We start from the raw sequence: 22,483 nt of genomic DNA, 5'->3' as shown, positions 1-22,483 counted from the left end.
ATAAAACATGGCAAATATTTTAGTGACAGGTGGCGCCGGATATATTGGTTCACATACCTGTGTTGAATTGCTAAATGCAAACCATGATGTAGTCGTGTTCGATAATTTATCCAATAGTTCTGTCGAATCCCTCAAACGGGTGGAGGAACTCACCGGAAAATCTCTGACCTTTATACAAGGTGATATTCGCAGTGCTGAACAGCTTGATCAAGTATTTGCACAGCATCAAATTGATGCAGTCATTCATTTTGCTGGTTTAAAAGCAGTCGGCGAAAGTCAGCAACTTCCTTTGATTTATTTTGATAATAATATTGTGGGCAGTATTAATCTTGTAAATGCGATGCAGCGTGCAGAGGTATTTAAGTTAGTCTTTAGCTCATCTGCAACGGTTTATGGCGAACTGAATTCGTCGCCGTACAGCGAAGATATGACACTCAGTCTGCCAAATAATAACTATGGCTATACTAAATTAGTTATTGAGCAGATGTTAGAAAAGATAGCCAAAGCTGATGAGCGTTGGTCGATTGCCTTATTGCGTTACTTTAATCCAGTCGGGGCGCATAAAAGTGGACGTATTGGTGAAGATCCGCAGGGTATTCCAAATAACTTAATGCCTTATGTGACTCAGGTAGCGGTTGGTCGTCGTGAAAAATTAGCGATTTTTGGTAACGATTATCCTACGTTGGATGGAACATGTGAGCGAGATTTTATTCATGTGGTTGATTTATCAAAAGCACATGTCTTGGCTGTCAATAATCGCTTGAATCATCGAGATTGTCGTGCTTGGAATATCGGAACAGGTACCGCGATCTCCGTTCTACAAATTAAGGAAACGTTTGAGAAAGTAAATAGGGTTTCCATTCCTACAGAGTTTGTCGAGCGTAGGGCTGGAGATTTACCCGCTTTTTATGCAGATGCTTCACGAGCAAAAGAAGAGTTAGGCTGGACTGCGCAATACACGCTCGAAGATATGCTTAAAGACAGTTGGCATTGGCAAAAACAAAATCCAAATGGTTATCGAAAATAAAAGCTTAGGATATATCCGATAATAAAAAGGGAAGCAATATGCTTCCCTTTTTATTATTTGAAGTCTATTGGAAATTCAATACCAACAGATGCCCCTGAATCATTACTTTGTTTATCAGACTTTGCTGCCCAAGCATTAATTTTAAGAGGAATTTGAGGTTTCAAGTAATGTACCCACGTCACATCAACAGCTTTAATGGTATCTGCCTGAGGAAATAACTCATTAGTGAGACGATTAGATTCATTGACTTTGGCGTATAAAACACGGCCTTTAAGTTGGTTGATACGATCAAACTGAATCTTACCGCCTACCGAATAAAGTTGACCATCCCCGCCAATACCATGACCTAATGGATAACCCTGTTGGTAATAGCCATCTTTGTATTGATGATGATTATAAGAATAGCCTATAGCATCGCCATTGGTACGTGTATCTGCCCATTCCGTATAAATTTGATAAGGTAAATTTTTATAGCTTGATGAAAAATCTGCGCCAGCTAAATACATTGATCTTGACGGTAATCCACCTGCTTCATCCTCACCAATGTACTGCCCATAAATGCTCACAGGAATATTAAGCAAAGGTTGTAGGTTTAAGCGACCGTCAAAACCTGCTAGCTGGTTACTGGCGTTATTTTCACCAACATAACCCGTGTCGGCATCACCATTATCTTTACCAATAATGGCATTCCAATACGCTTTAAAGCTCTTAGGTTGACCTTTACCGCCAATTTGTATGGAACGCGATGCGCCAAGTTCTAAATAAGGTAGGGGTTGTGCAGTTAAACGTAAACCTAACAACTGTGCGCGAGATACAGCATCATAGTCTTGAAGTTGTCCAGCAAAAACTTGATATTGCCAAGGTCCAATCCAAGACAGCCATTTATTTTCAAATGCGTTTTGTATATTTCGTTGCGCTGTAAAACCTGTAACAGGGCGGTTTGCATCGCCTCGAATGAGGCTGCCATCGTTGCCTGGTCCCCACCATGTTGGCATTTTGGCAAAGGCCACCCACTGGTTTGCAAAATGCCCTGCCACATAAGAACCGTCTAGATTAAATTTATCACCCTCATCTAAACGTTGGTCTTGCTCAAGATTAGCTTGAATTTTAGTCGCCCAATGCTCAGAACTTGCATTAAATTGAACACTGCCTTGGTATTTTGATTTTTGACTATCGCCAAAGCCTTGCGGAATAGTTTTCTGGTCAGTTGCAGCAGATAGGCTGGCTTTTAACTGTTCATTTTCTATATTTAAACGTTGTTTAACTGAATCTAGCACCCGTTGCTGTGCAAGCGTCGAAACCTTTGCTTGATCGATTGAACGCTGTACTTCACCGCCACTTAAAGGCCAAGTAGAAGTGCTGAGACGAATCACGCCTTGTTGGTTTAACCAATTAAGATCAGTTCTTAAATTTTGATCATTTAGGATAAGCCCTTGTGCGAATAAAGAAGAACAACTTGTGGCGAGTAATGTTAGTAAAAGTATTTTTCTAGAAAACATTCGTTTGTCTTTCTCAAGGATTATATCTTTGTCACACCTTAAATTTTTTATCAAAAGTTTGCAATCTTTAAACGTTAGATTTACGTTATCTATGCATAACCAGCGAAATGTTTCTGAAAAAACAAGATGATAATAACGCCAACTAAATGTCGAACTTTTATAAAAAATACGAAATAACTTATGCTTCAGTCAGAGCACTCAGAAGTAAAAAAGTTATTCCCAAATATATGCTAAAATGCCCTGTCGTTGTATTTTCTCCCAGATCAACTTATGTCCTTTTTGCGCCAGCAATTGCTGTTTATTGGCGTTGCTTTTTTGTCTGCCTGTATCGGTGTTTATATCGGATGGGGAGATGCATTCACACTTAAAAAATTTTACTTATACATTGGCTATAACAAAGTTCTATTTGCCGTTTTATTTAATTACGCCATTATTCAGCTTTTCTTTATCGCCACTGGCCGTCAATATACGGCGTTGATTTTAAGTCAAATTTTTGTGATGTTTCTGAATTTTATTAATCAGAAAAAACAACAATATTTATTCAGCAATCTCAGTCCTGAAGACGTGTTTTTATTACCAGAGGCGATGAAAGCTTCTCCATGGTCATTACAACTGATTTTTTTCATTTTAATTGCACTGTTCCTCGTGGTATTGGTTGTCGCAATCAGAAAAGAAGAAAAAACAACGATACATAGTTATGTTCCGAACACCATTATTTTCTTTTTTATCAGTAGCAGTTTGATATATCTCAATTTTATAATGAATCCGACAGGGGCTTGTCAGCGTGACGATCGTCCCGCCATTTGTAATCAACTCGCAGATTTTCCCAATACACGAAATGACTGGGTTGGAGATTATCGTAAAATTCAAAATTATGGTTTTAGTACATTTTATATTTCTAAAATACTCGATCAGGTGACAGATCGGTTATTGCCCCGTGCGCAAGTGTCCGAGCAGGCGATACAGGATATTTTGCATCAAAATCCAGAAGTTAAAGGTACTTTGGCTGATGATGCAATAAAACCCAATATCGTGATTATTATGCAAGAATCCTTTTGGGATCCGCGACATCTGGATCAGGCTTTAGGGCGTAATTTATTGCCTTTTTTTCAGAAAAATCAGGTATCGCAATTGATTTCACCTTCATTTGGCGGTGGGACAGCCAATGTTGAATTTGAGGTATTGACCAGTTTAAACACGGCATTTTTTCCCAATGAATTATTGTATGTGTCTAAAGTGAAACGTCCGATTTATGCGTTACCCTTTTATCTGGATGGTTTGGGGTATCAAACCATTGCCATGCACAATAATTATGGCTACTACTATAATCGTAATAAGGTCTATCCTGCTTTAGGCTTTCAACAATTTATTTCTTTAGAGAATATGGTTTCGCAAGAAAAACGACCTCAGATATTTAACGCAGGCGGGTGGGCGACGGATGTGCTGATTTACGAAAATATTAAAAAAGTGTTACAGCAAGGGGATCAGCCCAAGTTTATTTATGCGATTACGGTTGAAAATCATCCAATGTACAATGATGATCGTTATGGCAAACAACAATTTAAGTTCAGCAAAACGCTTTCAGAGCTCAACCAACGAAAACTCAGTACGTATACGGCTGGCGTTGCACGAGCAGATCAGAAATTATCAGAATTAACTGCATATTTGAAAACCTTAAAACAACCCACCATTGTGCTGGTTTTTGGCGATCATTTGCCAAATTTGCAGGGCGTTTATGATGAATATGATTATTTTAAAAATGATCCAGAACGCACGGCTTTAAAGAACTATCAAACGCCTTTGGCGCTCTGGAGTAATTTTCCAATTCAGAAAAAAGTGTTACAGCAAGAGTCGACTCCAAGCAGTTTTGTGGCACCTAAATTATTGCAGGTCGCAGGATTGCCGCTTTCTCCATATTATCATTTTATGCAGCGCTTATCGGGCTGTTATGAGGTGATTCACCCTAAATTTTTGATGCCTGCTTCTGAGTGTAAGCATGATGCCAAGCAACTTTTAGAGCAGTATAAAAATATCAATCAGGATAGTTTATCGGGTGAAAATTATCTTTATGGTTTAAGTCTAACGCCAGACAATACGGCTGAGATTGAGTAATCTCAGCCGTATTTTAATTTGATTATTTAAGCCTGAATGAGTGCTGTTAACTCATCGACATAATCTTGCATTGGACGAGCCTGTTCACCGCGACTCTCGATATTCAAACGCAGTAAAGGTTCGGTATTGGAAGCACGTACATTAAAACGCCAAATACCAAAATCTAAACTGACACCATCCGTACGGTCGATTTGTGGATGTTGCGCTGCATAATGATCAAATAGTTTCTGAATGGTGATTTGCGTATCTGCCACTTTGAAGTTAATTTCACCACTACATGGAAACTTCGCAATCATATTCTCAACCAAAGTTGAAAGCGATTGACCTGTTTCAGACAGCAGCGCGATGGTCAGTAACCACGGAATCATGCCACTATCACAATAAGCAAAGTCACGGAAGTAATGGTGTGCACTCATTTCACCACCATAGACGGCATTGTGTTCGCGCATGACTTGCTTGATAAAGGCATGTCCAGATTTGGATTGTACGGTTTCACCCTGATATTTTTCCACAATATCTAAAGTGTTCCAGACCAAGCGTGGATCATGTACGATTTTTTCACCCGATTGTTTGATCAAAAAGGCTTGAGCTAACAGACCGACGATATAATAGCCTTCAATAAATTGACCTTTTTCATCGAATAGAAAACAACGGTCGAAATCGCCATCCCAGGCAATTCCCATATCTGCATGATGTTCAATTACGGCATCGCAAGTGCTATCACGGTTTTCAAACAAAAGTGGGTTAGGAATGCCATTTGGGAAAGTGCCATCTGCTTCGTGATGAATTTTAATAAATTCAACAGGTACATTCAGACTTTTAAATTTTTCTTCAATGGTATCAATCACGTGACCTGCCGCACCGTTGCCTGCATTGACCACCAGTTTTAATGGTTTGATCTTTGCTGGATCAATATAGCCCATCAGGTGATCGACAAACTCAGGAAGGATGTTGTAGTGACTGGTCGTTCCTTTATGTTCAACATCATTGAACTGTTGTGATTCAGCCAAAGCTTGAATCTCTTTTAAACCTGTATCAGCACTAATCGGGCGCGCATTTTCACGTACCAGTTTCATGCCATTATAGTCCATCGGGTTATGGCTCGCCGTAACCTCAATACCGCCTTGTACATCCAGATGGAAGGCAGCAAAGTAAACTTCTTCGGTACCCGTCATGCCTAAATCGAGTACATTCACGCCTGCATCATTTAAACCGCGAATGGTGGCTTGTTTTAAGCCTTCGCTGCTTAAACGAATGTCGCAACCAATCACAATCGTTTTAGGTTGATAGATTTGTCCATAAGCACGACCAATGTTATAAGCAATATCTTCATTCAGTTCAGTGTCGAGTTTGCCTCGGATATCATAGGCTTTAAAGCAAGTTAGTGTCGTCATTTCTAGAATAGTTAGCGTTAAAAATTTGTGAAATGATTATACAGAAGTTTGGTTAAAATCCGAGTTGTAAATCAGAAGGTTTACATGATTCAACAGTATTGAATTGAAGCTCTTTTCAATTAGACTTTTTTATCAACCCATTTTATTTCTTCCTATGGGAGAAAAATAAAGAGGGTTTAAACAATGATGAAAAAAGTTGATTAAAGACATTGATATCAGGACATATTTTTAAAAATTTCATAGCAGGATTTACGAAACCATTGATGACTGGTTTTATGATGACAACACATATGCCAGTGTTGTTTGATGCTATACGTTGGAAAATCGACAGGCGCATCCAGAATTTGTAAATTATCACGTGATAACAGTACTTTACTTAAATAATAAGGTACCGTCGCAATCGCATCGGTTTCCTGTACCATCAAGCCGACGCCAAGATAGCTCGGTAGGCGAATCAAAATATCACGCTTCACACCACTGTTTTGTAACGCATTTTCAATCTGGTAATGTCCCACACCTGTATCAATATCGATATGCAGTTCGCGCATATAATCTTCAATGGTAAAGTTCTGCGCGTTAATACGTGGATGATCTTTACGTGAAATCACCACATAGCGCTGTGAAAATAGTTTTTGTTGATAAAAGCCATCTTCAAGTTGTGGTAAAAACCCAATTGCCATATCAATCTCACCATTGGCCATCTGGTAACTGGTTTCCAGACTGATGGGACGGACATTGATGCGAATTTGCGGCGCACTTTGTGCCAAAAAATTGGAAATTTTGGGTAAAAGTACCAGATGTGATACATCGGTCATGGCAAGTGTAAGTATCATGTCAGATTTTGACGGTTCAAAATGCAGACTAAAATTATTAATGCTCTCGACTTTATTGATCACTTCACTGACCAAAGGGAAAATTTGTTTGGCCAGTTCGGTTGGAATCATTTCATTTCCGACCCGTAAAAATAGCGGATCATCAAAATGTTGGCGAATTTTAACCAAGCCATTACTAATCGTGGGTTGACTCACGCCAATCGCATCTGCTGCCATCGAAACACTTTTGGATTTATAAATATGATAAAAAATATTCAGTAAACGGCTGTCTAAATCGAACACCTATTTTTTCCTTTTTCCCAAACAGATGAATTGACATCTTCTGTCAAGAATCTACCGATCTTAATGATTCGTCAATCCTTGTATAGATGGACTGATCTAAAAGCAGAACTGACGCTAATGAAAGTCTGGTTTATACGAAATTTGACTCAAAATTAAAACAGCGTTTTATGCCAAACACTATTTTTTGAAATCCGAGAATGATCAAGGTGGATTCTTGTGCTGAAACTTTAGTCGTATAGGTCAATCATACGATGCCCGCTAAACACCAGATTTTATCATGTTTTATTATTGGTCATACCAATAATGTTTTAAAGTTGCCCTTGAAATGCTGATATAGACTATTTATGATGCATTTGTTTATAAATTCCTTCTGTATTTTGTTTTTTAATTTAAATTGGTAATACCAATTTTAACATAAATACTGAATCGTGATGATTCATCAAACAAATATCTGGCAGCATTTCAAGGAGATGACAATGCTCAATGTTTGGCAGCAAGTTTATGATCCACTGGCGAATATCTGGCTTTCTAGTCTGATTGCCTTGATTCCGATTATCTTTTTCTTTTTAGCGTTGGCCGTATTTCGTTTAAAGGGCAGTATCGCGGCGACTTTAACCGTGATGATTGCATTGGCTATTGCGTTGTTCTTTTATCAAATGCCTGCGGCAATGGCCTTTGCTTCGCTCATTTATGGTTTTTTTTACGGATTATGGCCGATTGCATGGATTATTCTGGGCGCGGTATTCCTATATAAAATTTCGGTGAAAACAGGTCAGTTTGACATTATTCGTTCCAGTATTTTGTCCATTACTGAAGATCAACGTCTACAAATGCTATTGGTAGGCTTTGCATTTGGTACTTTTCTGGAAGGGGCTGCGGGTTTTGGCGCGCCAGTGGCGATTACCGCTGCTTTACTAATGGGGCTTGGTTTTAAACCTCTATATGCTGCGGGTCTGTGTTTGATTGTGAATACGGCGCCTGTTGCCTTTGGTGCGATGGGGATTCCGATTATTGTCGCAGGGCAGGTCTCCGGGGTGGATACCATGGAAATCAGCCAGATGGTGGGTCGTCAGTTACCATTTTTGGTCATCATCGTATTGTTCTGGATCATGGCAATTATGGATGGCTGGCGTGGTGTCAAAGAAACTTGGCCTGCGGTGTTGGTCGGTGGTGGTTCTTTTGCCATTGCTCAATATTTAACTTCAAACTTTATTGGGCCAGAATTGCCTGATATTACAGCGGCAATTGCCTCATTGGTCAGCTTAACTTTATTGTTTAAAGTCTGGCAGCCGAAGTATATTTTCCGTTTCGCCGAAGCAGAAAAGCTAGATCAACAAACGGCATCGGTCACCCAATATTCGTTTGCACAAATTGCCAAAGCATGGTCTCCGTTTGCGATTTTGACGGCGATGGTGACGTTGTGGAGTATTAAACCGTTTAAGGATCTATTTGTTAAAGGCGGTGCACTCGAACACTGGATTTTTAAAATCGAAGTGCCGGGTTTGCATCGTCTGGTGGAAAAAATGCCCCCGATTGTGACTGAACATACGCCTTATGATGCGATTTATAAGTTCGACTGGTTTTCAGCCACGGGGACTGCGATTTTTATTGCGGCAGTGATGAGCGTCATTTTCTTAAAAATGAATGCGAAGCAGGCCGTGGTGACTTTTGGCGAAACCTTGAATGAGCTAAAAGTTCCGATTTATTCAATTGGTATGGTCTTGGCCTTTGCCTTTATTGCCAACTATTCGGGTCTATCCGCAACTTTAGCCTTGGCATTGTCACATACCGGTCATGCCTTTACCTTCTTCTCACCATTTTTGGGTTGGTTGGGCGTGTTTCTGACGGGATCAGATACCTCATCCAATGCATTATTTTCTGCGTTACAGGCGACTACGGCACAACAAATTGGCATTCCAGAAGTGTTATTGGTCGCAGCCAATACCAGTGGTGGGGTCACTGGGAAAATGATTTCACCGCAATCGATTGCTATTGCTTGTGCAGCAGTGGGATTAGTTGGAAAAGAATCAGATTTGTTCCGTTTTACCGTAAAACATAGCATCATATTTACCATCTTTGTGGGGATCATCGTGACGGTACAGGCTTATATTGTACCTTGGATGATTCCTTAGCGAAATTGAAGGAAAAATAATGCGAGTCTCTGATCAGGTGGTACAAAAGTTACAGACGCTTATTGAGCAGCGTAATCTCAAACAAGGAGATCGTTTGCCTGCCGAGCGTCAACTCGCGACCAGTTTGGGGATCTCGCGTCCATCGCTACGTGAAGCGATTCAGCAATTGATTAGTCTGGGAGTTTTATCCAGTCGTCGTGGCGATGGTACTTATATTCAACAGCTACCTGAAACATGGTCGCAGCAGTTGATTGTTGAACCGATTAGCCATTTGATGCAGGACGATCCACATTATCGTTTTGATGTACAGGAATCGCGTTTGGTACTTGAAGGCGGGACAGCTTGGTATGCTGCTTTGCGTTCAACCGACGCTGATCGCGCCAAGATCCATCAGTATTTTGATGAAATAGCACGGCATCAGGCACATGGGGATTCCGCAGCAGCGGCAGTTGCTGATGCCAATTTTCATCTGGCGATTGCCGAAGCATCGCATAATGTGGTGCTGATTCAAATGATGCGCAGTTTATTTGATTTATTGCAATACAACGTCTTTTTAGGGCGTAAAAAAGTCTATGAACATCCGATTAGTGCCGATCTACTCAGTGATCAGCATTTTCAGGTGATGGATGCCATTGACCGTAAAGACGCTCAGGCAGCACGAGATGCAGTGTGTGGCCATATTGAATTTGTCATCGATCATGTACGTTCTCTGGATGAAGACGAAGCTCGCCAGAAACGTGCTACACGTTTACATAGGATTGATCCAACATGATTATTTCTTCTTCAAATGATTATCGTGAAGCGGCGCGTCGTCGTTTGCCACCTTTTTTATTTCATTATATTGATGGCGGGGCATACGCAGAATATACGCTGAAGCGAAATGTTGAAGATTTATCGCAAATTGCATTAAGACAACGTGTGTTGAACGATATGTCCAGTTTGAGTCTGGAAACCAAACTTTTTAATGAAACCCTGTCGATGCCTGTGGCATTGTCTCCTGTGGGTTTAACAGGCATGTATGCACGTCGGGGTGAAGTACAGGCCGCAGTCGCCGCAGATAAAAAGGGGATTCCATTTACCTTATCGACTGTTTCTGTGTGTCCGATTGAAGAAGTTACGCCTGCCATTAAGCGTCCGATGTGGTTTCAGCTCTATGTGTTACGTGACCGTGGTTTTATGCGCAATGCACTGGAACGTGCCAAAGCAGCGGGTTGTTCGACCTTGGTATTCACGGTAGATATGCCAGTACCGGGCGCACGCTATCGCGATGCACATTCAGGCATGAGTGGCCCCAATGCAGCGATGCGCCGTTATTTGCAAGCGGTAACGCATCCACAATGGGCATGGGATGTCGGTTTGTTAGGACGTCCACATGATCTGGGCAATATTTCCAAATATTTAGGTAAGCCGACTGGGCTAGAAGATTATATCGGTTGGTTGGGTTCTAATTTCGATCCATCCATTTCTTGGAAAGATCTGGAATGGATTCGTGAATTTTGGGATGGCCCGATGGTCATCAAAGGCATCTTAGACCCAGAAGATGCCAAAGATGCGGTACGTTTTGGCGCCGATGGGATTGTGGTGTCCAATCATGGTGGGCGTCAGCTCGATGGCGTGATGTCCTCAGCACGTGCCTTGCCTGCGATTGCCGATGCAGTCAAAGGCGATTTGACCATTCTGGCCGATTCCGGAATCCGTAACGGTCTGGATGTGGTGCGTATGCTGGCGTTGGGTGCAGATAGCGTGATGTTAGGTCGAGCATTTGTTTATGCACTTGCCGCCGCAGGGGGACAAGGAGTAAGCAATTTACTGGATCTGATTGATAAAGAAATGCGGGTTGCCATGACCTTAACCGGTGCAAAAAGCATTGCAGATATTAATACGGATTGTCTGGTACAGGTCAATAAATTGATGCAAGCCGAATAAAAGGATCGATTTGATGACACAACAGCCTGTTATAGCCACGCAGCTATTGAATCAGCTTGAAAAGATCGTGGGTAAATCCCATCTGTTGACCGATGATCAACAGACTCGGCAATACCGTCAGGGTCGACGCTTTGGTGAAGGCAAAGTGTTGGCCGTGGTCTGTCCAGGAACCTTGTTGGAACAATGGCAGGTATTACAGGCTGTGATTGGCGCAGATTGTATTGTGATCATGCAGGCGGCCAATACGGGGCTGACCGGCGGCTCAACACCTTATGGCGAAGACTATGACCGTCCTGTGATTATCATGAGTACACGTCGTTTAAAAGGCATTCAGGTGATTCATCAAGGTAAACAGGTGGTGTGTTTACCGGGTGCGACGCTGGATAATCTTGAACAGATTTTAAAGCCTTATCAGCGTGAGCCGCATTCGGTGATTGGTTCGTCCTGTATTGGCGCATCGGTGTTAGGCGGCGTGTGTAATAATTCGGGTGGAGCATTGGTTCGTCGTGGGCCAGCCTATACTGAACTGGCACTGTATGCGCAGGTGGATGATCAGGGACAGTTACGTCTGATCAATCATTTAGGCATTGATCTGGGACAAACTCCAGAGGAAATTTTAAGTCGATTAGAGCAGCAGCAATATCAGGTCAGCGATATACAGCATGATGCAACGCGTCAGGCATCCGATCAGCGTTATGCGCATAATGTGACACAGGTGGATGCAGATAGTCCAGCACGATTTAACGCAGATCCTTCACGTTTGTTTGAGGCTTCGGGTTCAGCGGGAAAAGTTTGTGTATTTGCAGTACGTTTGGATACGTATGAAAAAGTGGCAAGCGATGTGTTCTATATTGGCAGTAACGATGCCAATGACCTGACGGCAATTCGTCGTTATCTACTAACGTCGTTACCCAGTTTACCGATTGCAGGGGAATATATTCATCGTGATGCATATCGGATTGGGGAGAAGTATGGCAAAGACACGTTTCTGTTTATTGAAAAATTTGGTACCGCCAATGTCCCGAAAGCTTTTGCTTTAAAAGATAAGGTGGATGGTTTTCTGGAAAAATTTAAAATTAAAGGACTGACGGATCATTTATTACAAGCGTTGACTTTCTTTTTGCCGAATCATTTACCTAAACGTATGACAGAGTTTCACGATCAATATGAGCATCATTTGATTTTACGAGTGGAAAACAATAGTAAAGATCAGACTGAACAATTTTTAGAAGAATATTTTGCTGTACATGCGACTGGGGCTTATTTTTTATGTGATGAGGAGGAAGGCCGAAAAGCCTTTTTACATCGCTTTGCCATCGCGGGGGCTGCGATACGTTATCGCGATACCCATCGTAGCGAAGTAGAAGATATTGTGGCACTGGATATTGCCCTGCGCCGTAACGATCGAGACTGGGTTGAACAACTTCCTACTGACATGGAACAGAAAATTTTACATAAACTGTATTATGGGCATTTTTTCTGCCATGTGTTTCATCAGGACTATATTGTCAAAAAAGGCGTTGATCCTTTAGCGATGGAACATCAAATGTGGACATTGCTGGATGCACGTCGAGCAGAATATCCAGCAGAACATAATGTAGGACATTTATATATCGCCAAACCAGCGTTAGCCAATTTTTATCAAAAGCTCGATCCGACCAATAGCTTTAATGTCGGAATTGGACATACGTCTAAGCTTAAATATTGGGGTAAAAGCAAGATTTCATCCTAGTGGGTTACATAGTTGCAACTTTATCCTTGCTAGAATTCGTCATAATTTAAAAGTCTAAATCAAACAACTCACGCTAATTTTAAGCACCTGATAACAACTATTTTAAGGAGCAGAAGATTGATGCACATCAAGACCATATTGGCTGCATTGGCAGTTGCAACATTAATGACTGGTTGTATCGTGACGCCTGATGATCATATCAATCAATCAGGCCGTCAAGCAGACCCCGGTTTTAGCCGTCCACCTGCACATGATCATGGTGGATTGCGACCTGGGGAAACCACCCATGATCATCCCGATCCTGGTTATAACTATCCGTCAGGCTCAAACAATGGTGGTTTACGTCCGGGAGAAAATAACCAGTCAAATCAGATTGATCCAGGTTTTAACCGACCAACTAACCCTGATCCAGGGTATGGTCGTTAATTTAAACGTAAAGTAACAAAGCCCGAGATGTTTATCTCAGGCTTTGTTTAATGCTTCGTCGTGGATCAATGCTTAAGCTGGTGTAGGCGCTTTAGCCAAGACTTCTGCCACAGCTTTTGCGACCACATAGATATTATTCATGTTGAGACCCGCGACACAGATACGGCCACTGCGCACCAAATAAATGGCATAGTCTTCACGTAAGGTGTCGACTTGCTCGCCAGTAAGACCTGTATAGCTAAACATGCCTTTTTGTTCTACCAGATAGTTAAAGTCGCGATCTGGCAAGGCTTTGCTTAATTCGTCACGTAAGATTTGACGCATTTTAATAATACGTTCACGCATGTGCTGAACTTCGCCCTGCCATTGTTGATTTAACTCAGCATCGTTAAGAACCTGATCCACCAACCAAGCCCCTGTGGTAGGTGGGCTAGAATAGATACGACGTACAGTGGCTTTTAACTGGCCAAAAGTGGCTTGAGCGGCTTCAACATCATCACAAACAAAAGTCAGACCACCGACACGTTCGCCATAAAGTGAGAAAATTTTGGAAAAAGAGTTACTGACGATAAAATTCAGACCTGCTTGATCCATCGCACGAATCGCATAAGCATCCTGATCCATACCATCGCCAAAGCCTTGATAGGCAATATCTAAAAATGGAATCAGATTGCCCGCTTTCAGTACTTCAATCACTTGATCCCACTGTGCAGGATTTAAATCTGCGCCCGTTGGGTTATGGCAGCATGGGTGCAATAACACAATACTTTGTTCAGGCAGTTGTTTCAGGGCAGAGAGCATTCCCTCAAAATTCACACCGCCCGTTTGGGCATCAAAATATGGATAAAAATGGGTTTTAAAGCCTGCTCCATTAAAAATGGCTACATGGTTATCCCAAGTCGGCTGACTGACCCAGACTTCAGAATTTGGAAAATAATTTTTAAGAAAATCCGCGCCAACCTTAAGCGCACCTGAACCACCTAAAGTCTGAATGGTGACAGCGCGACCACTTTTTACAGCAGGGCTATTTGTTCCAAACAATAACGCTTGAATCGCTTCACGATAAGGTTTGAAGCCTTCCATTGGCAAATATAGCTTGGTTTTGCTTTGCAGGGGTTCAATGCGTTTTTGCGCTTCAATAATGGTATCAAGCTGAGGCACAATACTGTCTTCATTATAATAAAGACCAATACTTAAATTGACTTTGCCTTGACGTGGGTCGGCATTGAATTGTTCCATAAGCGATAAAATCGGATCGCCTGCATATGGGGGGATATGTTGAAACATCAAAAAAATCCTTTCATTTCGCAGTTTGAACCAAAACTGCGCGGAGTTGGTGCGAGTGCATGAGATTTAAGCAAACATCAAACCTGACTAATGTAGCAGTAAGACCTGTATCGTGCCATGCTCTTCTAGTCTTAGAACTGAAAAATTCTTAATCTTGGTTTGCAAAGATTACTGAAGTGAATGTTAAAACTTTTTTATACTTCGATGCGTTTTTTAGGATAGAAATGCATTAAAAAAGTGCAATTTTCTAAATTTTAGCCAAAAAAAACCACACAGGGGAGTGTGGCAAAAGTTTTAAGCTCTGAGGACTTCAATTTAAAACTTGAGACTTAAAGGAAGCTTAATTTGCGGAAACAGTATGCAAATTCTCTTTTGACGAGAATATATCTGAATAAAATTCTTTATTGAGATAAATCTAGATACAAAGTTTCCTTAATTTCTTCCATCACCACATAGCTATGCGATGAAGCCGATGCAGGCAGTTTTTTTAAAATATTGCCCAATAATTTTCGGTAAGCACTCATTTCTTTCAATCTGGCTTTGACCAGATAATCAAATTCACCTGAAATTAAATGACATTCTAACACTTCCGGTACTTCAATCAGATCACGGGCGACTTGATCAAATACATCGCCTGATTTGGCAGAAAGCTTAATTTCCAGAAATACCAGTAAATTTCGATCGACATGTGCAGGATTGAGCCGTGCATAGTAACCTATGATGATGCCCTCACGTTCTAGCCGCTTGACCCGTTCTGAACAGGGCGTGGTTGATAAGTTGACTCTAGACGCCAATTCACTGATCGCAATACGTCCTTCACGTTGCAGGATATCCAGAATCTGCCGATCAGTTCGATCCAGTGGTCGCATTATTTTTTTCCTTTTTTTAGAATTTCTACACGACAAAACTGCCAATTTTCCTAGATTATAGTGCCTAAAACAGTGAAAAAAACTATTGAAGCAAAAATATACTAGTGAAATTCACTGGATGATGTGGGGAAACCAAATGCGCGTAATTGTTTTAGGGAGTGGAGTGATTGGGGTCGCGAGTGCGTACTACCTAGCGCAACAGGGCGCGCAAGTCACGGTTTTGGATCGCCAGTCTGGTCCTGCCGAAGAAACCAGTTTTGGCAATGCAGGACAAGTGTCACCCGGCTATTCGACCCCATGGGCAGCACCCGGTATTCCTTTTAAAGCCGTGAAATGGATGTTCCAGCATCATGCACCGCTTGCGATTAACCTTGACGGTAGTATGTGGCAGCTGCAATGGATGGCGCAAATGCTGAAAAACTGTAATCCAGAAAGCTATAGCAAAAATAAAGAACGCATGATGCGCGTGGCCGAGTACAGCCGAGATTGTTTAAAAGAACTCCGTGAAAGTACGGGCATCCGCTATGAAAACCGTGCCAAAGGCACTTTGCAGGTGTTTCGTAGTGAAGCACAGCTTGAAGCAGTGCAACGCGATATTCAGGTACTCAAAGAATGTGGCGTGGATTATCAATTGCTTGATCAAAATGATTTAGCCAAGGTTGAACCCGCACTGGCATATGCCAAAGACAAGCTGGTCGGTGGTTTACATTTACCTCATGATGAAACAGGCGATTGTTATTTATTTACCAATGCATTAGCAGAAAAAGCCAAAGCGTTAGGCGTTGAATTCCAATTTAACCAAAATGTTGAAGCACTCGTGGTCGAAGGTGATGCAATCAAAGGTGTTCGAGTCAATGGACAAGTCTTGACTGCGGATCGTTATGTGCTGGCATTTGGGAGTTATTCGCGTGATTTCCTCAAACCCTTACATTTAAATTTGCCTGTTTATCCAGTCAAAGGCTATTCACTGACTATTCCAATTGTACAGCCTGAGTTTGCACCGCAATCTACCGTGCTTGATGAAACCTATAAAATTGCCATTACCCGTTTTGATCAGCGGATTCGTGTCGGTGGAATGGCGGAATTGAGTGGTTTTAATCTGGGATTAAATCAGGATCGTCGTGCCACATTGGAAATGGTCACTCAAGATCTGTTCCCGGGTGGCGATCTGGCACAGGCATCGTTCTGGACAGGTTTACGTCCAATGACCCCAGATAGTACCCCAATCATCGGCGCGACACGGTTTAGTAATCTGTTCTTAAATACAGGTCACGGTACGCTCGGTTGGACCATGGCCTGTGGTTCAGGCAAGTTGATTAGCGACATTGTGCTGAATCATCAGCCTGAAATTAGTACCGAAGGCTTATCGATCCTGCGTTATTCACACGCAGCTTAAGATCCAATACTCAAGTTCAGGGAAGAACCATGCCACGTCCTATTCGTGCCATCATTCATCAAAATGCTTTGGCACATAATCTTCAAATTGCCCGAAAATCTGCACCGCAACATGCGGTGTTTGCGGTGGTCAAAGCCAATGCGTATGGGCATGGCATTGAACGGGTTTATTCTGCCCTGAAAAGCGCCGATGGCTTTGCCTTACTGGATATCGAGGAAGCCAAACGCCTGCGTGCCTTGGGTTGGACGGGGCCCATTTTGCTGCTCGAAGGTATTTTTTCGGCGCAGGATTTATTTGATTGTACTCAATATCAACTGAGTTTTACTGTACATAGTGCGCGACAACTGCAATGGGTGAGGCAGTATCCTGAATCTGCCCAGTTTGATATTTTCCTGAAAATGAACAGCGGTATGAATCGTCTAGGTTTTCAGCCACAGCATTACCGCGAAGTGTGGCAGTCACTTCACGAGTGCAGCGCAGTAAATAGCCTCACGCATATGATGCATTTTTCCGATGCCGATGGTGAACGTCTGGGGCAATCGGGAATTGAGGCGCAGCTTAAAACCTTTGAAAACACCATTCAGGATTTGCCGGGTGAACGCTCGATGTGTAACAGTGCTGCAATCTTGCGGCATGGTTCACAATTGTCTTCTAAAACTGTCCGTGCGGGCATTTTACTTTACGGCAGTTCGCCTGATTTTCCGCAACACTCGATTCAGGACTGGAATTTACAGCCGAGCATGAGTCTGCGTAGTGAAATTATTGCCATTCAAGATTTACAGCCCAAACAGACGGTCGGTTATGGCTCAACCTTTCAGGTCGAGCAAGCCATGAAGATCGGTATTGTGGCCTGTGGTTATGCGGATGGTTATCAGCGTATTTCTGCTACAGGTACGCCTGTATTGGTCAATGGAATCCGTACTGGTACGGTCGGTCGGGTCAGTATGGATATGCTGGCGGTCGATGTGACCGAGATTGAAAATGTTGAGATTGGCAGTGAAGTGGTGCTTTGGGGCAAATCCCGTTTTGGGTCGATCCTGCCGATTGATGACGTTGCACAAGCTTCGGGTACGGTCGGCTATGAATTGATGTGCGGTGTGACCGCACGTGTTCCATTTTTTATTGAAACGCAAGGATAGAGTGATGTCAGCTTCTAATATTGAAAGAATCAACAGCAATCAGGTGATGAGTTCAGTCACCATTTTTAACCAAGTGGTGTATTTGTCTGGGCAAGTGCCAAAAAACACCGATCTTGATATTGAAGGTCAGACCCGCGAAATCTTGGCGACCATCGATCAACTTTTAGCACAGGCAAAGACCGATAAATCGCGTCTGCTTTCAGCACAGCTTTTTATTAAGAACTTGGATGAATTCTCTAAAGTCAATGCGATCTGGATGGAATGGTTAGACGGATTGGCAACACCAGCCCGTGCCACGATTCAGGCAGATTTAGTCAATCCAGCATGGCTGATTGAAATCGCGGTGATTGCAGCGCAGTAATGAGCCTGCGATCAGTTTTTTGTTTAACCGATGATGAGTTTGGAAACCAGAGTTGCCAAGGAAAAGGATGCCTTCTGGTTTTTATGTTGATGTAACAAGGCGAGCAATGTGGTGGCTGATATACCGACCAGTATGTTCTTTGGGCGGGTTGGTCATACTGCATTGATCAAGCAAAAGGGACGTTTAAAAAGGATGTTTAATCATGACAACAGTACGTCATTCTGAAGGCGAACAATCGTCGCATGACCTACAACGCAAGCTGTCAAATCGACATTTGCAACTGATTGCGATTGGCGGAGCAATCGGAACAGGGCTATTTATGGGTTCTGGTAAAACCATTTCATTGGCAGGGCCTTCGATTTTATTTATTTACATGATCATTGGGGTCATGTTCTTCTTCCTCATGCGTGCATTGGGTGAGCTATTACTGGCCAATCTGCATTACAAATCCTTTGTTGATATGGCACATGATTTAATCGGCCCGGGGGCTGGATATTATCTAGGCTGGACTTATTGGCTGGGCTGGGTATTGGTGGGAATTGCTGATTTGGCAGCGATTATTAACTATCTGGGCTTTTGGTTGCCTGATGGCGTAGGTTTCACCCCGATGGGGCAGGCTTTGATTAGTGCGGGCTGTGTCTTGTTCGTATTGGCACTCAACCTGCTCACCGTGCGTTTATTTGGTGAGGTGGAATTCTGGTTCGCTTTGATCAAGATTCTGGCGATTTTGGGTTTAATTGCTGTTGGTGGTTTTATGGTGTTTAGCCATTTTCAAGCCCCGACAGGCACCGTGGCCTCAGTGAGTAATATCTGGTCTTCAGGTGGAATGTTCCCCAAAGGCACAGAGGGCTTTTTAGCAGGCTTTCAGATTGCGGTGTTTGCCTTTGTCGGTGTTGAATTGATTGGTACCACCGCCGCAGAAACCAAAGATCCGAAAAAGAATTTACCCAAAGCCATTAATGCAATTCCGATTCGGATTATCCTGTTTTATGTCTTGGCGTTGTTAGTGGTGATGTCGGTTACACCGTGGAATATGATCAGTGCCAATAAAAGCCCATTTGTTGAATTATTTTTGCATGCAGGGATTCCAACCTCAGCCATTATTATGAATCTGGTGGTACTTTCTTCAGTCACATCATCGATGAATAGTGGGGTGTTCTCCACCAGTCGGATGCTGTTTGGTTTGTCCCGCGGTGGTCAGGCTCCGCAGGCATTGGCGCGGTTATCCAAGCGTGCTGTTCCTGCTAATGGTTTGCTATTTTCCTGTCTATTTATTATGGCGGGTGCGGCATTACAGTATTTTGTACCGAATACCATTGAAGCGTTTACCTTAGCCAGTTCTTTATGCGTGATTTTATTTATTAGTGTTTGGGGACTGATTATGGTGTGCTATTTGCGTTATCGTAAACTTAGACCTGAATTGCATGCACAGTCGACCTTTAAAATGCCGGGTGGAATCTGGATGAGCTACGTGGTCTTGGCATTTTTGCTGTTCACTTTGGTGATTTTGGCACTGGAACCCGATACCTTAAAAGCTTTATATGTCAGCCCACTGTGGCTATTGATTTTGGCGGTGACGTATCAGCTGTTGTATAAACCACGGGTGAAACGACTGAAGCAGCTTAAAGGCTCTTGATTCAAGCTTAAATGGAATGAAATTACTTCAAAGGCATATTCACTGAATATGCTTTTTTATTTTGAATTGATGTATAGAGAATTTAAATTCCTACTAAAACAGTCAGCTTTATAATGTCATAAATATAAAATAAAATACATCATCATGATTATTAATAAAATACAATACATTGTTTTTATTGTTATTTTTAAATTTTAAGATTTATGTTGAAGGTTTTTATACTGATTCAATTGGATTATAATGAAGAAGATAAGGTATTTTGGTGCGTTAAAATGTCGAATGTTTTGATTCAGAAATATAATGTTCCTGGGCCACGTTATACCAGTTATCCAACCGTTCCTTATTGGCAGGACGATACTTTTTCACTGGATGCATGGAAGCAAACCTTGCGTCAATCTTTTATCGAATCCAATGCAACAGAAGGCATGAGCCTGTACATTCATTTACCGTTTTGTGAAAGCTTATGTACCTTTTGTGGCTGTCATAAAAAAGTCACCAAACGCCATGCAGAAGTAGAAGCACCGTATATCGCGGCGGTGTTGAAAGAATGGTCGCTATATTGCGAATTATTGCCACAAAAACCAATGATTCGGGAAATTCACTTGGGTGGGGGTACACCTACCTATTTTTCAGTTGAACATCTACAACAGTTAATCCGAGGCATTTTAGCGCATGCCGATGTTGCGGATCAGCACGAATTTAGTTTTGAAGGTCATCCGAATAGTACCAGCAGAGAACATTTACAGGCGTTGTATGATCTGGGTTTTCGTCGGGTTAGTTTTGGGGTACAGGATTATAGTCTAAAAGTTCAAAAGGCGATTCATCGCATTCAACCCTTTGAAAACGTCGCCAATGTGACGCACTGGGCCAGAGAAATCGGTTATGACTCGATTTCACATGATCTGGTGTTTGGTTTGCCTTTTCAGGAATTGGATGATGTACTGTTTACTATTGACCAAACCAATCAATTATTGCCCGATCGTTTGGCTTTTTATAGCTATGCGCATGTGCCGTGGATCAAAGGCAATGGACAACGTGGCTTTAAAGACCATGATGTGCCCAAAGATGCAATGAAAAGAAAGCTGTATGAAGCAGGCAAACAAAAGCTGTTAGATCATGGCTATGTTGAAATTGGCATGGATCACTTTGCCCTAAAAACCGACCCAATGTATCAGTCTTTTTTACAAGGCCAGTTACATCGTAATTTTATGGGTTATACCGCCTCTAAAACTCAAGTCATGATTGGCTTAGGTGTCTCTGCGATTAGTGATAGCTGGTACAGTTTTGCTCAAAATGAAAAGGTACTGGAAGACTACTATGCCCGACTGGAAAATAATGAAATCCCAGTGTTTCGTGGACATGTGTTAACAACTGAAGATTTGAAGATTCGTCAGCATATTTTAAATCTGATGTGCCAGTTTGAAACCTCATGGCAAGATCCAAAGCAAAGCTTTAAAGAATTGCCACAGGTGTTACAGCAGCTTGAAGAAATGCAGCAAGATCAATTGCTTGAAATTGGAGACAAAAGTATACGGGTCAAAGAGCAGGGCAAGGCCTTTGTGCGTAATATTTGTATGGCATTTGATTTACGCATGAAACGTAGAGTCCCCAACAATCAAATTTTTTCCATGACCATTTAATTTGATGTTGTGACTGAATCATTGCTTGGAGGCACAGTCGCGCTATTTTTGATAGCTCAAGAGGAGTGCGGTGACCTGCAATCAGTGACAGCAAGATTCTGTTGAATGCAGTATTGGGACTATCGTTTTAAAAGCTGTGCCAATTGCTGAGTTTCGGTTTCAATGGCACTGCGTGCTTTTTGCTCCATAGATCGAAATTGCGCTAACACCTCTAGTCCCAACGGGGTCACGATTGCTCCACCGCCTGACTCCCCTCCTTTATGTGTTTCCACCAGAGCGGAATGAAAGCTTTGGTTCATGGTTTCCACCAGTTGCCATGCGCGTCGGTAGCTCATTTGCATTTTTTTAGCGGCTTGAGAAATTGACCCTGTCTCTTGAATAGCATCTAACAAATCAGCCTTGCCCGGTCCGAAAGCAATGCTTTGATTAAGCATCAGGCGCAGACGTAATTTAAGATCAATATCAGCTTGCATAAGAAATGAAATGCGCCATATCAGGGATTACCTTAATTTTAGTTCAAGTTGTTTGAATTGCAATGAGTGAAAGATCAGCAACATCTAGTCGAGATGATATAAATTTGCACTATTTTAATGCTGAAATAATGCCCCGTTATTGTTCAATAAAAATACATGGATTTTGAAAGAGAAGAGGTGAATATCGGCATAGAGATGTTGTTGTGCAAATCAGGCCGATGATATTCAACATAAAAATACTTGGCATAGATTTTGAATAGACTCTGAACAGAATGAATTGAATTTCATGAATAAAAATCTTTGTGGAGTAATATAAATA

Annotated in this window: 18 protein-coding genes; 12 read left to right on the top strand and 6 right to left on the bottom strand. The window is 42.0% G+C overall.

Annotated elements, in window-relative coordinates; genetic code table 11:
• The first annotated feature begins 7 nt into the window (after window positions 1-7).
• Window positions 8-1,027, top strand: a complete 1,020-nt coding sequence (galE, locus tag E0D95_RS10465) for a UDP-glucose 4-epimerase GalE (RefSeq protein WP_004994503.1) — start codon at window positions 8-10, stop codon at window positions 1,025-1,027.
• A gap of 53 nt (window positions 1,028-1,080) precedes the next feature.
• Here galE and E0D95_RS10460 read toward each other — a convergent pair whose 3' ends face one another.
• Window positions 1,081-2,526: a capsule assembly Wzi family protein gene (locus E0D95_RS10460; protein ID WP_004994501.1), complete on the bottom strand. Its 1,446-nt coding sequence runs from the start codon at window positions 2,524-2,526 to the stop codon at window positions 1,081-1,083.
• Window positions 2,527-2,796: 270 nt separating this feature from the next.
• Between E0D95_RS10460 and E0D95_RS10455 the strand changes: the two genes are divergently transcribed.
• A complete protein-coding gene (locus E0D95_RS10455; RefSeq protein WP_126624209.1) occupies window positions 2,797-4,638 on the top strand; it encodes an LTA synthase family protein in 1,842 nt (613 codons plus the stop codon).
• A 26-nt stretch (window positions 4,639-4,664) separates the two neighbouring features.
• On the opposite strand, the gene E0D95_RS10450 is transcribed toward E0D95_RS10455, so the two are convergent.
• Together E0D95_RS10450 and E0D95_RS10445 are read right to left on the bottom strand one after the other, a co-directional pair.
• Window positions 4,665-6,032 (bottom strand): phosphohexomutase domain-containing protein, encoded by a 1,368-nt coding sequence (locus tag E0D95_RS10450; protein ID WP_004988742.1) that lies wholly within the window; start codon window positions 6,030-6,032, stop codon window positions 4,665-4,667.
• 215 nt (window positions 6,033-6,247) lie between these two features.
• Window positions 6,248-7,147, bottom strand: a complete 900-nt coding sequence (locus E0D95_RS10445; protein WP_004988740.1) for a LysR family transcriptional regulator — start codon at window positions 7,145-7,147, stop codon at window positions 6,248-6,250.
• Between the two features lie 470 nt (window positions 7,148-7,617).
• Between E0D95_RS10445 and lldP the strand changes: the two genes are divergently transcribed.
• The 5 genes from lldP to E0D95_RS10420 all read left to right on the top strand — a co-directional run bounded on the left by lldP (window position 7,618) and on the right by E0D95_RS10420 (window position 13,363).
• On the top strand, window positions 7,618-9,279 hold the full coding sequence (lldP, locus tag E0D95_RS10440) for an L-lactate permease (RefSeq protein WP_171456474.1): 1,662 nt from the start codon (window positions 7,618-7,620) through the stop codon (window positions 9,277-9,279).
• A 19-nt stretch (window positions 9,280-9,298) separates the two neighbouring features.
• On the top strand, window positions 9,299-10,051 hold the full coding sequence (lldR, locus tag E0D95_RS10435) for a transcriptional regulator LldR (protein WP_004988736.1): 753 nt from the start codon (window positions 9,299-9,301) through the stop codon (window positions 10,049-10,051).
• Window positions 10,048-11,205 carry an FMN-dependent L-lactate dehydrogenase LldD gene (gene lldD / locus E0D95_RS10430; RefSeq protein ID WP_004988732.1) on the top strand — a complete coding sequence of 386 codons (1,158 nt, stop codon included), beginning with the start codon at window positions 10,048-10,050 and terminating at the stop codon, window positions 11,203-11,205. Before lldR ends, lldD begins: the two co-directional genes overlap by 4 nt.
• Before the next feature lie 13 nt (window positions 11,206-11,218).
• Window positions 11,219-12,937 carry a D-lactate dehydrogenase gene (dld, locus tag E0D95_RS10425; RefSeq protein ID WP_130803780.1) on the top strand — a complete coding sequence of 573 codons (1,719 nt, stop codon included), beginning with the start codon at window positions 11,219-11,221 and terminating at the stop codon, window positions 12,935-12,937.
• Between the two features lie 120 nt (window positions 12,938-13,057).
• On the top strand, window positions 13,058-13,363 hold the full coding sequence (locus E0D95_RS10420; RefSeq protein WP_004994488.1) for a hypothetical protein: 306 nt from the start codon (window positions 13,058-13,060) through the stop codon (window positions 13,361-13,363).
• Window positions 13,364-13,435: 72 nt separating this feature from the next.
• Here E0D95_RS10420 and E0D95_RS10415 read toward each other — a convergent pair whose 3' ends face one another.
• The gene (locus E0D95_RS10415) at window positions 13,436-14,650 is read right to left on the bottom strand and encodes an amino acid aminotransferase (protein ID WP_004988723.1); all 1,215 of its coding nucleotides are present in this window, start codon (window positions 14,648-14,650) and stop codon (window positions 13,436-13,438) included.
• A 401-nt stretch (window positions 14,651-15,051) separates the two neighbouring features.
• A complete protein-coding gene (locus E0D95_RS10410) occupies window positions 15,052-15,519 on the bottom strand; it encodes an Lrp/AsnC ligand binding domain-containing protein (RefSeq protein WP_004988721.1) in 468 nt (155 codons plus the stop codon).
• Between the two features lie 136 nt (window positions 15,520-15,655).
• Here E0D95_RS10410 and E0D95_RS10405 point away from each other — a divergent pair, with 136 nt between their 5' ends.
• From E0D95_RS10405 to hemN, 5 genes are all read left to right on the top strand, one after another.
• Window positions 15,656-16,915: a D-amino acid dehydrogenase gene (locus tag E0D95_RS10405; protein WP_213073701.1), complete on the top strand. Its 1,260-nt coding sequence runs from the start codon at window positions 15,656-15,658 to the stop codon at window positions 16,913-16,915.
• Between the two features lie 29 nt (window positions 16,916-16,944).
• Complete coding sequence (alr, locus tag E0D95_RS10400; RefSeq protein WP_130803779.1) at window positions 16,945-18,054, top strand: alanine racemase; 1,110 nt, start codon at window positions 16,945-16,947, stop codon at window positions 18,052-18,054.
• Between the two features lie 4 nt (window positions 18,055-18,058).
• Window positions 18,059-18,415 (top strand): RidA family protein, encoded by a 357-nt coding sequence (locus tag E0D95_RS10395; protein ID WP_130803778.1) that lies wholly within the window; start codon window positions 18,059-18,061, stop codon window positions 18,413-18,415.
• Window positions 18,416-18,617: 202 nt separating this feature from the next.
• On the top strand, window positions 18,618-20,051 hold the full coding sequence (locus tag E0D95_RS10390) for an amino acid permease (RefSeq protein WP_130803777.1): 1,434 nt from the start codon (window positions 18,618-18,620) through the stop codon (window positions 20,049-20,051).
• Window positions 20,052-20,323: 272 nt separating this feature from the next.
• Window positions 20,324-21,691, top strand: a complete 1,368-nt coding sequence (gene hemN / locus E0D95_RS10385; RefSeq protein WP_130803776.1) for an oxygen-independent coproporphyrinogen III oxidase — start codon at window positions 20,324-20,326, stop codon at window positions 21,689-21,691.
• 119 nt (window positions 21,692-21,810) lie between these two features.
• Here the strand turns inward: hemN and E0D95_RS10380 are convergent, their stop codons facing one another.
• On the bottom strand, window positions 21,811-22,164 hold the full coding sequence (locus tag E0D95_RS10380) for a winged helix-turn-helix domain-containing protein (RefSeq protein WP_130803775.1): 354 nt from the start codon (window positions 22,162-22,164) through the stop codon (window positions 21,811-21,813).
• Between the last annotated feature and the right edge of the window lie 319 nt (window positions 22,165-22,483).

This window comes from Acinetobacter ihumii (assembly GCF_900625095.1).
Classification (GTDB): Bacteria; Pseudomonadota; Gammaproteobacteria; order Pseudomonadales; family Moraxellaceae; genus Acinetobacter; species Acinetobacter ihumii.
The sequence above is the reverse complement of the archived record's forward strand: the minus strand, read 5'-3'. Positions and strand labels throughout refer to the sequence as shown.

Excerpts from the sequence above, each read along its gene's own strand:
- hemN (WP_130803776.1), top strand. The coding sequence starts at position 20,324 with ATGTCGAATGTTTTGATTCAGAAATATAATGTTCCTGGGCCACGTTAT.
- E0D95_RS10405 (WP_213073701.1), top strand. The coding sequence starts at position 15,656 with ATGCGCGTAATTGTTTTAGGGAGTGGAGTGATTGGGGTCGCGAGTGCG.
- lldP (WP_171456474.1), top strand. The coding sequence starts at position 7,618 with ATGACAATGCTCAATGTTTGGCAGCAAGTTTATGATCCACTGGCGAAT.
- alr (WP_130803779.1), top strand. The coding sequence starts at position 16,945 with ATGCCACGTCCTATTCGTGCCATCATTCATCAAAATGCTTTGGCACAT.
- E0D95_RS10460 (WP_004994501.1), bottom strand. The coding sequence starts at position 2,526 with ATGTTTTCTAGAAAAATACTTTTACTAACATTACTCGCCACAAGTTGT.
- E0D95_RS10455 (WP_126624209.1), top strand. The coding sequence starts at position 2,797 with ATGTCCTTTTTGCGCCAGCAATTGCTGTTTATTGGCGTTGCTTTTTTG.
- galE (WP_004994503.1), top strand. The coding sequence starts at position 8 with ATGGCAAATATTTTAGTGACAGGTGGCGCCGGATATATTGGTTCACAT.
- E0D95_RS10410 (WP_004988721.1), bottom strand. The coding sequence starts at position 15,519 with ATGCGACCACTGGATCGAACTGATCGGCAGATTCTGGATATCCTGCAA.
- E0D95_RS10380 (WP_130803775.1), bottom strand. The coding sequence starts at position 22,164 with ATGCAAGCTGATATTGATCTTAAATTACGTCTGCGCCTGATGCTTAAT.
- E0D95_RS10420 (WP_004994488.1), top strand. The coding sequence starts at position 13,058 with ATGCACATCAAGACCATATTGGCTGCATTGGCAGTTGCAACATTAATG.
- E0D95_RS10390 (WP_130803777.1), top strand. The coding sequence starts at position 18,618 with ATGACAACAGTACGTCATTCTGAAGGCGAACAATCGTCGCATGACCTA.
- E0D95_RS10395 (WP_130803778.1), top strand. The coding sequence starts at position 18,059 with ATGTCAGCTTCTAATATTGAAAGAATCAACAGCAATCAGGTGATGAGT.
- lldD (WP_004988732.1), top strand. The coding sequence starts at position 10,048 with ATGATTATTTCTTCTTCAAATGATTATCGTGAAGCGGCGCGTCGTCGT.
- E0D95_RS10415 (WP_004988723.1), bottom strand. The coding sequence starts at position 14,650 with ATGTTTCAACATATCCCCCCATATGCAGGCGATCCGATTTTATCGCTT.
- E0D95_RS10450 (WP_004988742.1), bottom strand. The coding sequence starts at position 6,032 with ATGACGACACTAACTTGCTTTAAAGCCTATGATATCCGAGGCAAACTC.
- dld (WP_130803780.1), top strand. The coding sequence starts at position 11,219 with ATGACACAACAGCCTGTTATAGCCACGCAGCTATTGAATCAGCTTGAA.
- lldR (WP_004988736.1), top strand. The coding sequence starts at position 9,299 with ATGCGAGTCTCTGATCAGGTGGTACAAAAGTTACAGACGCTTATTGAG.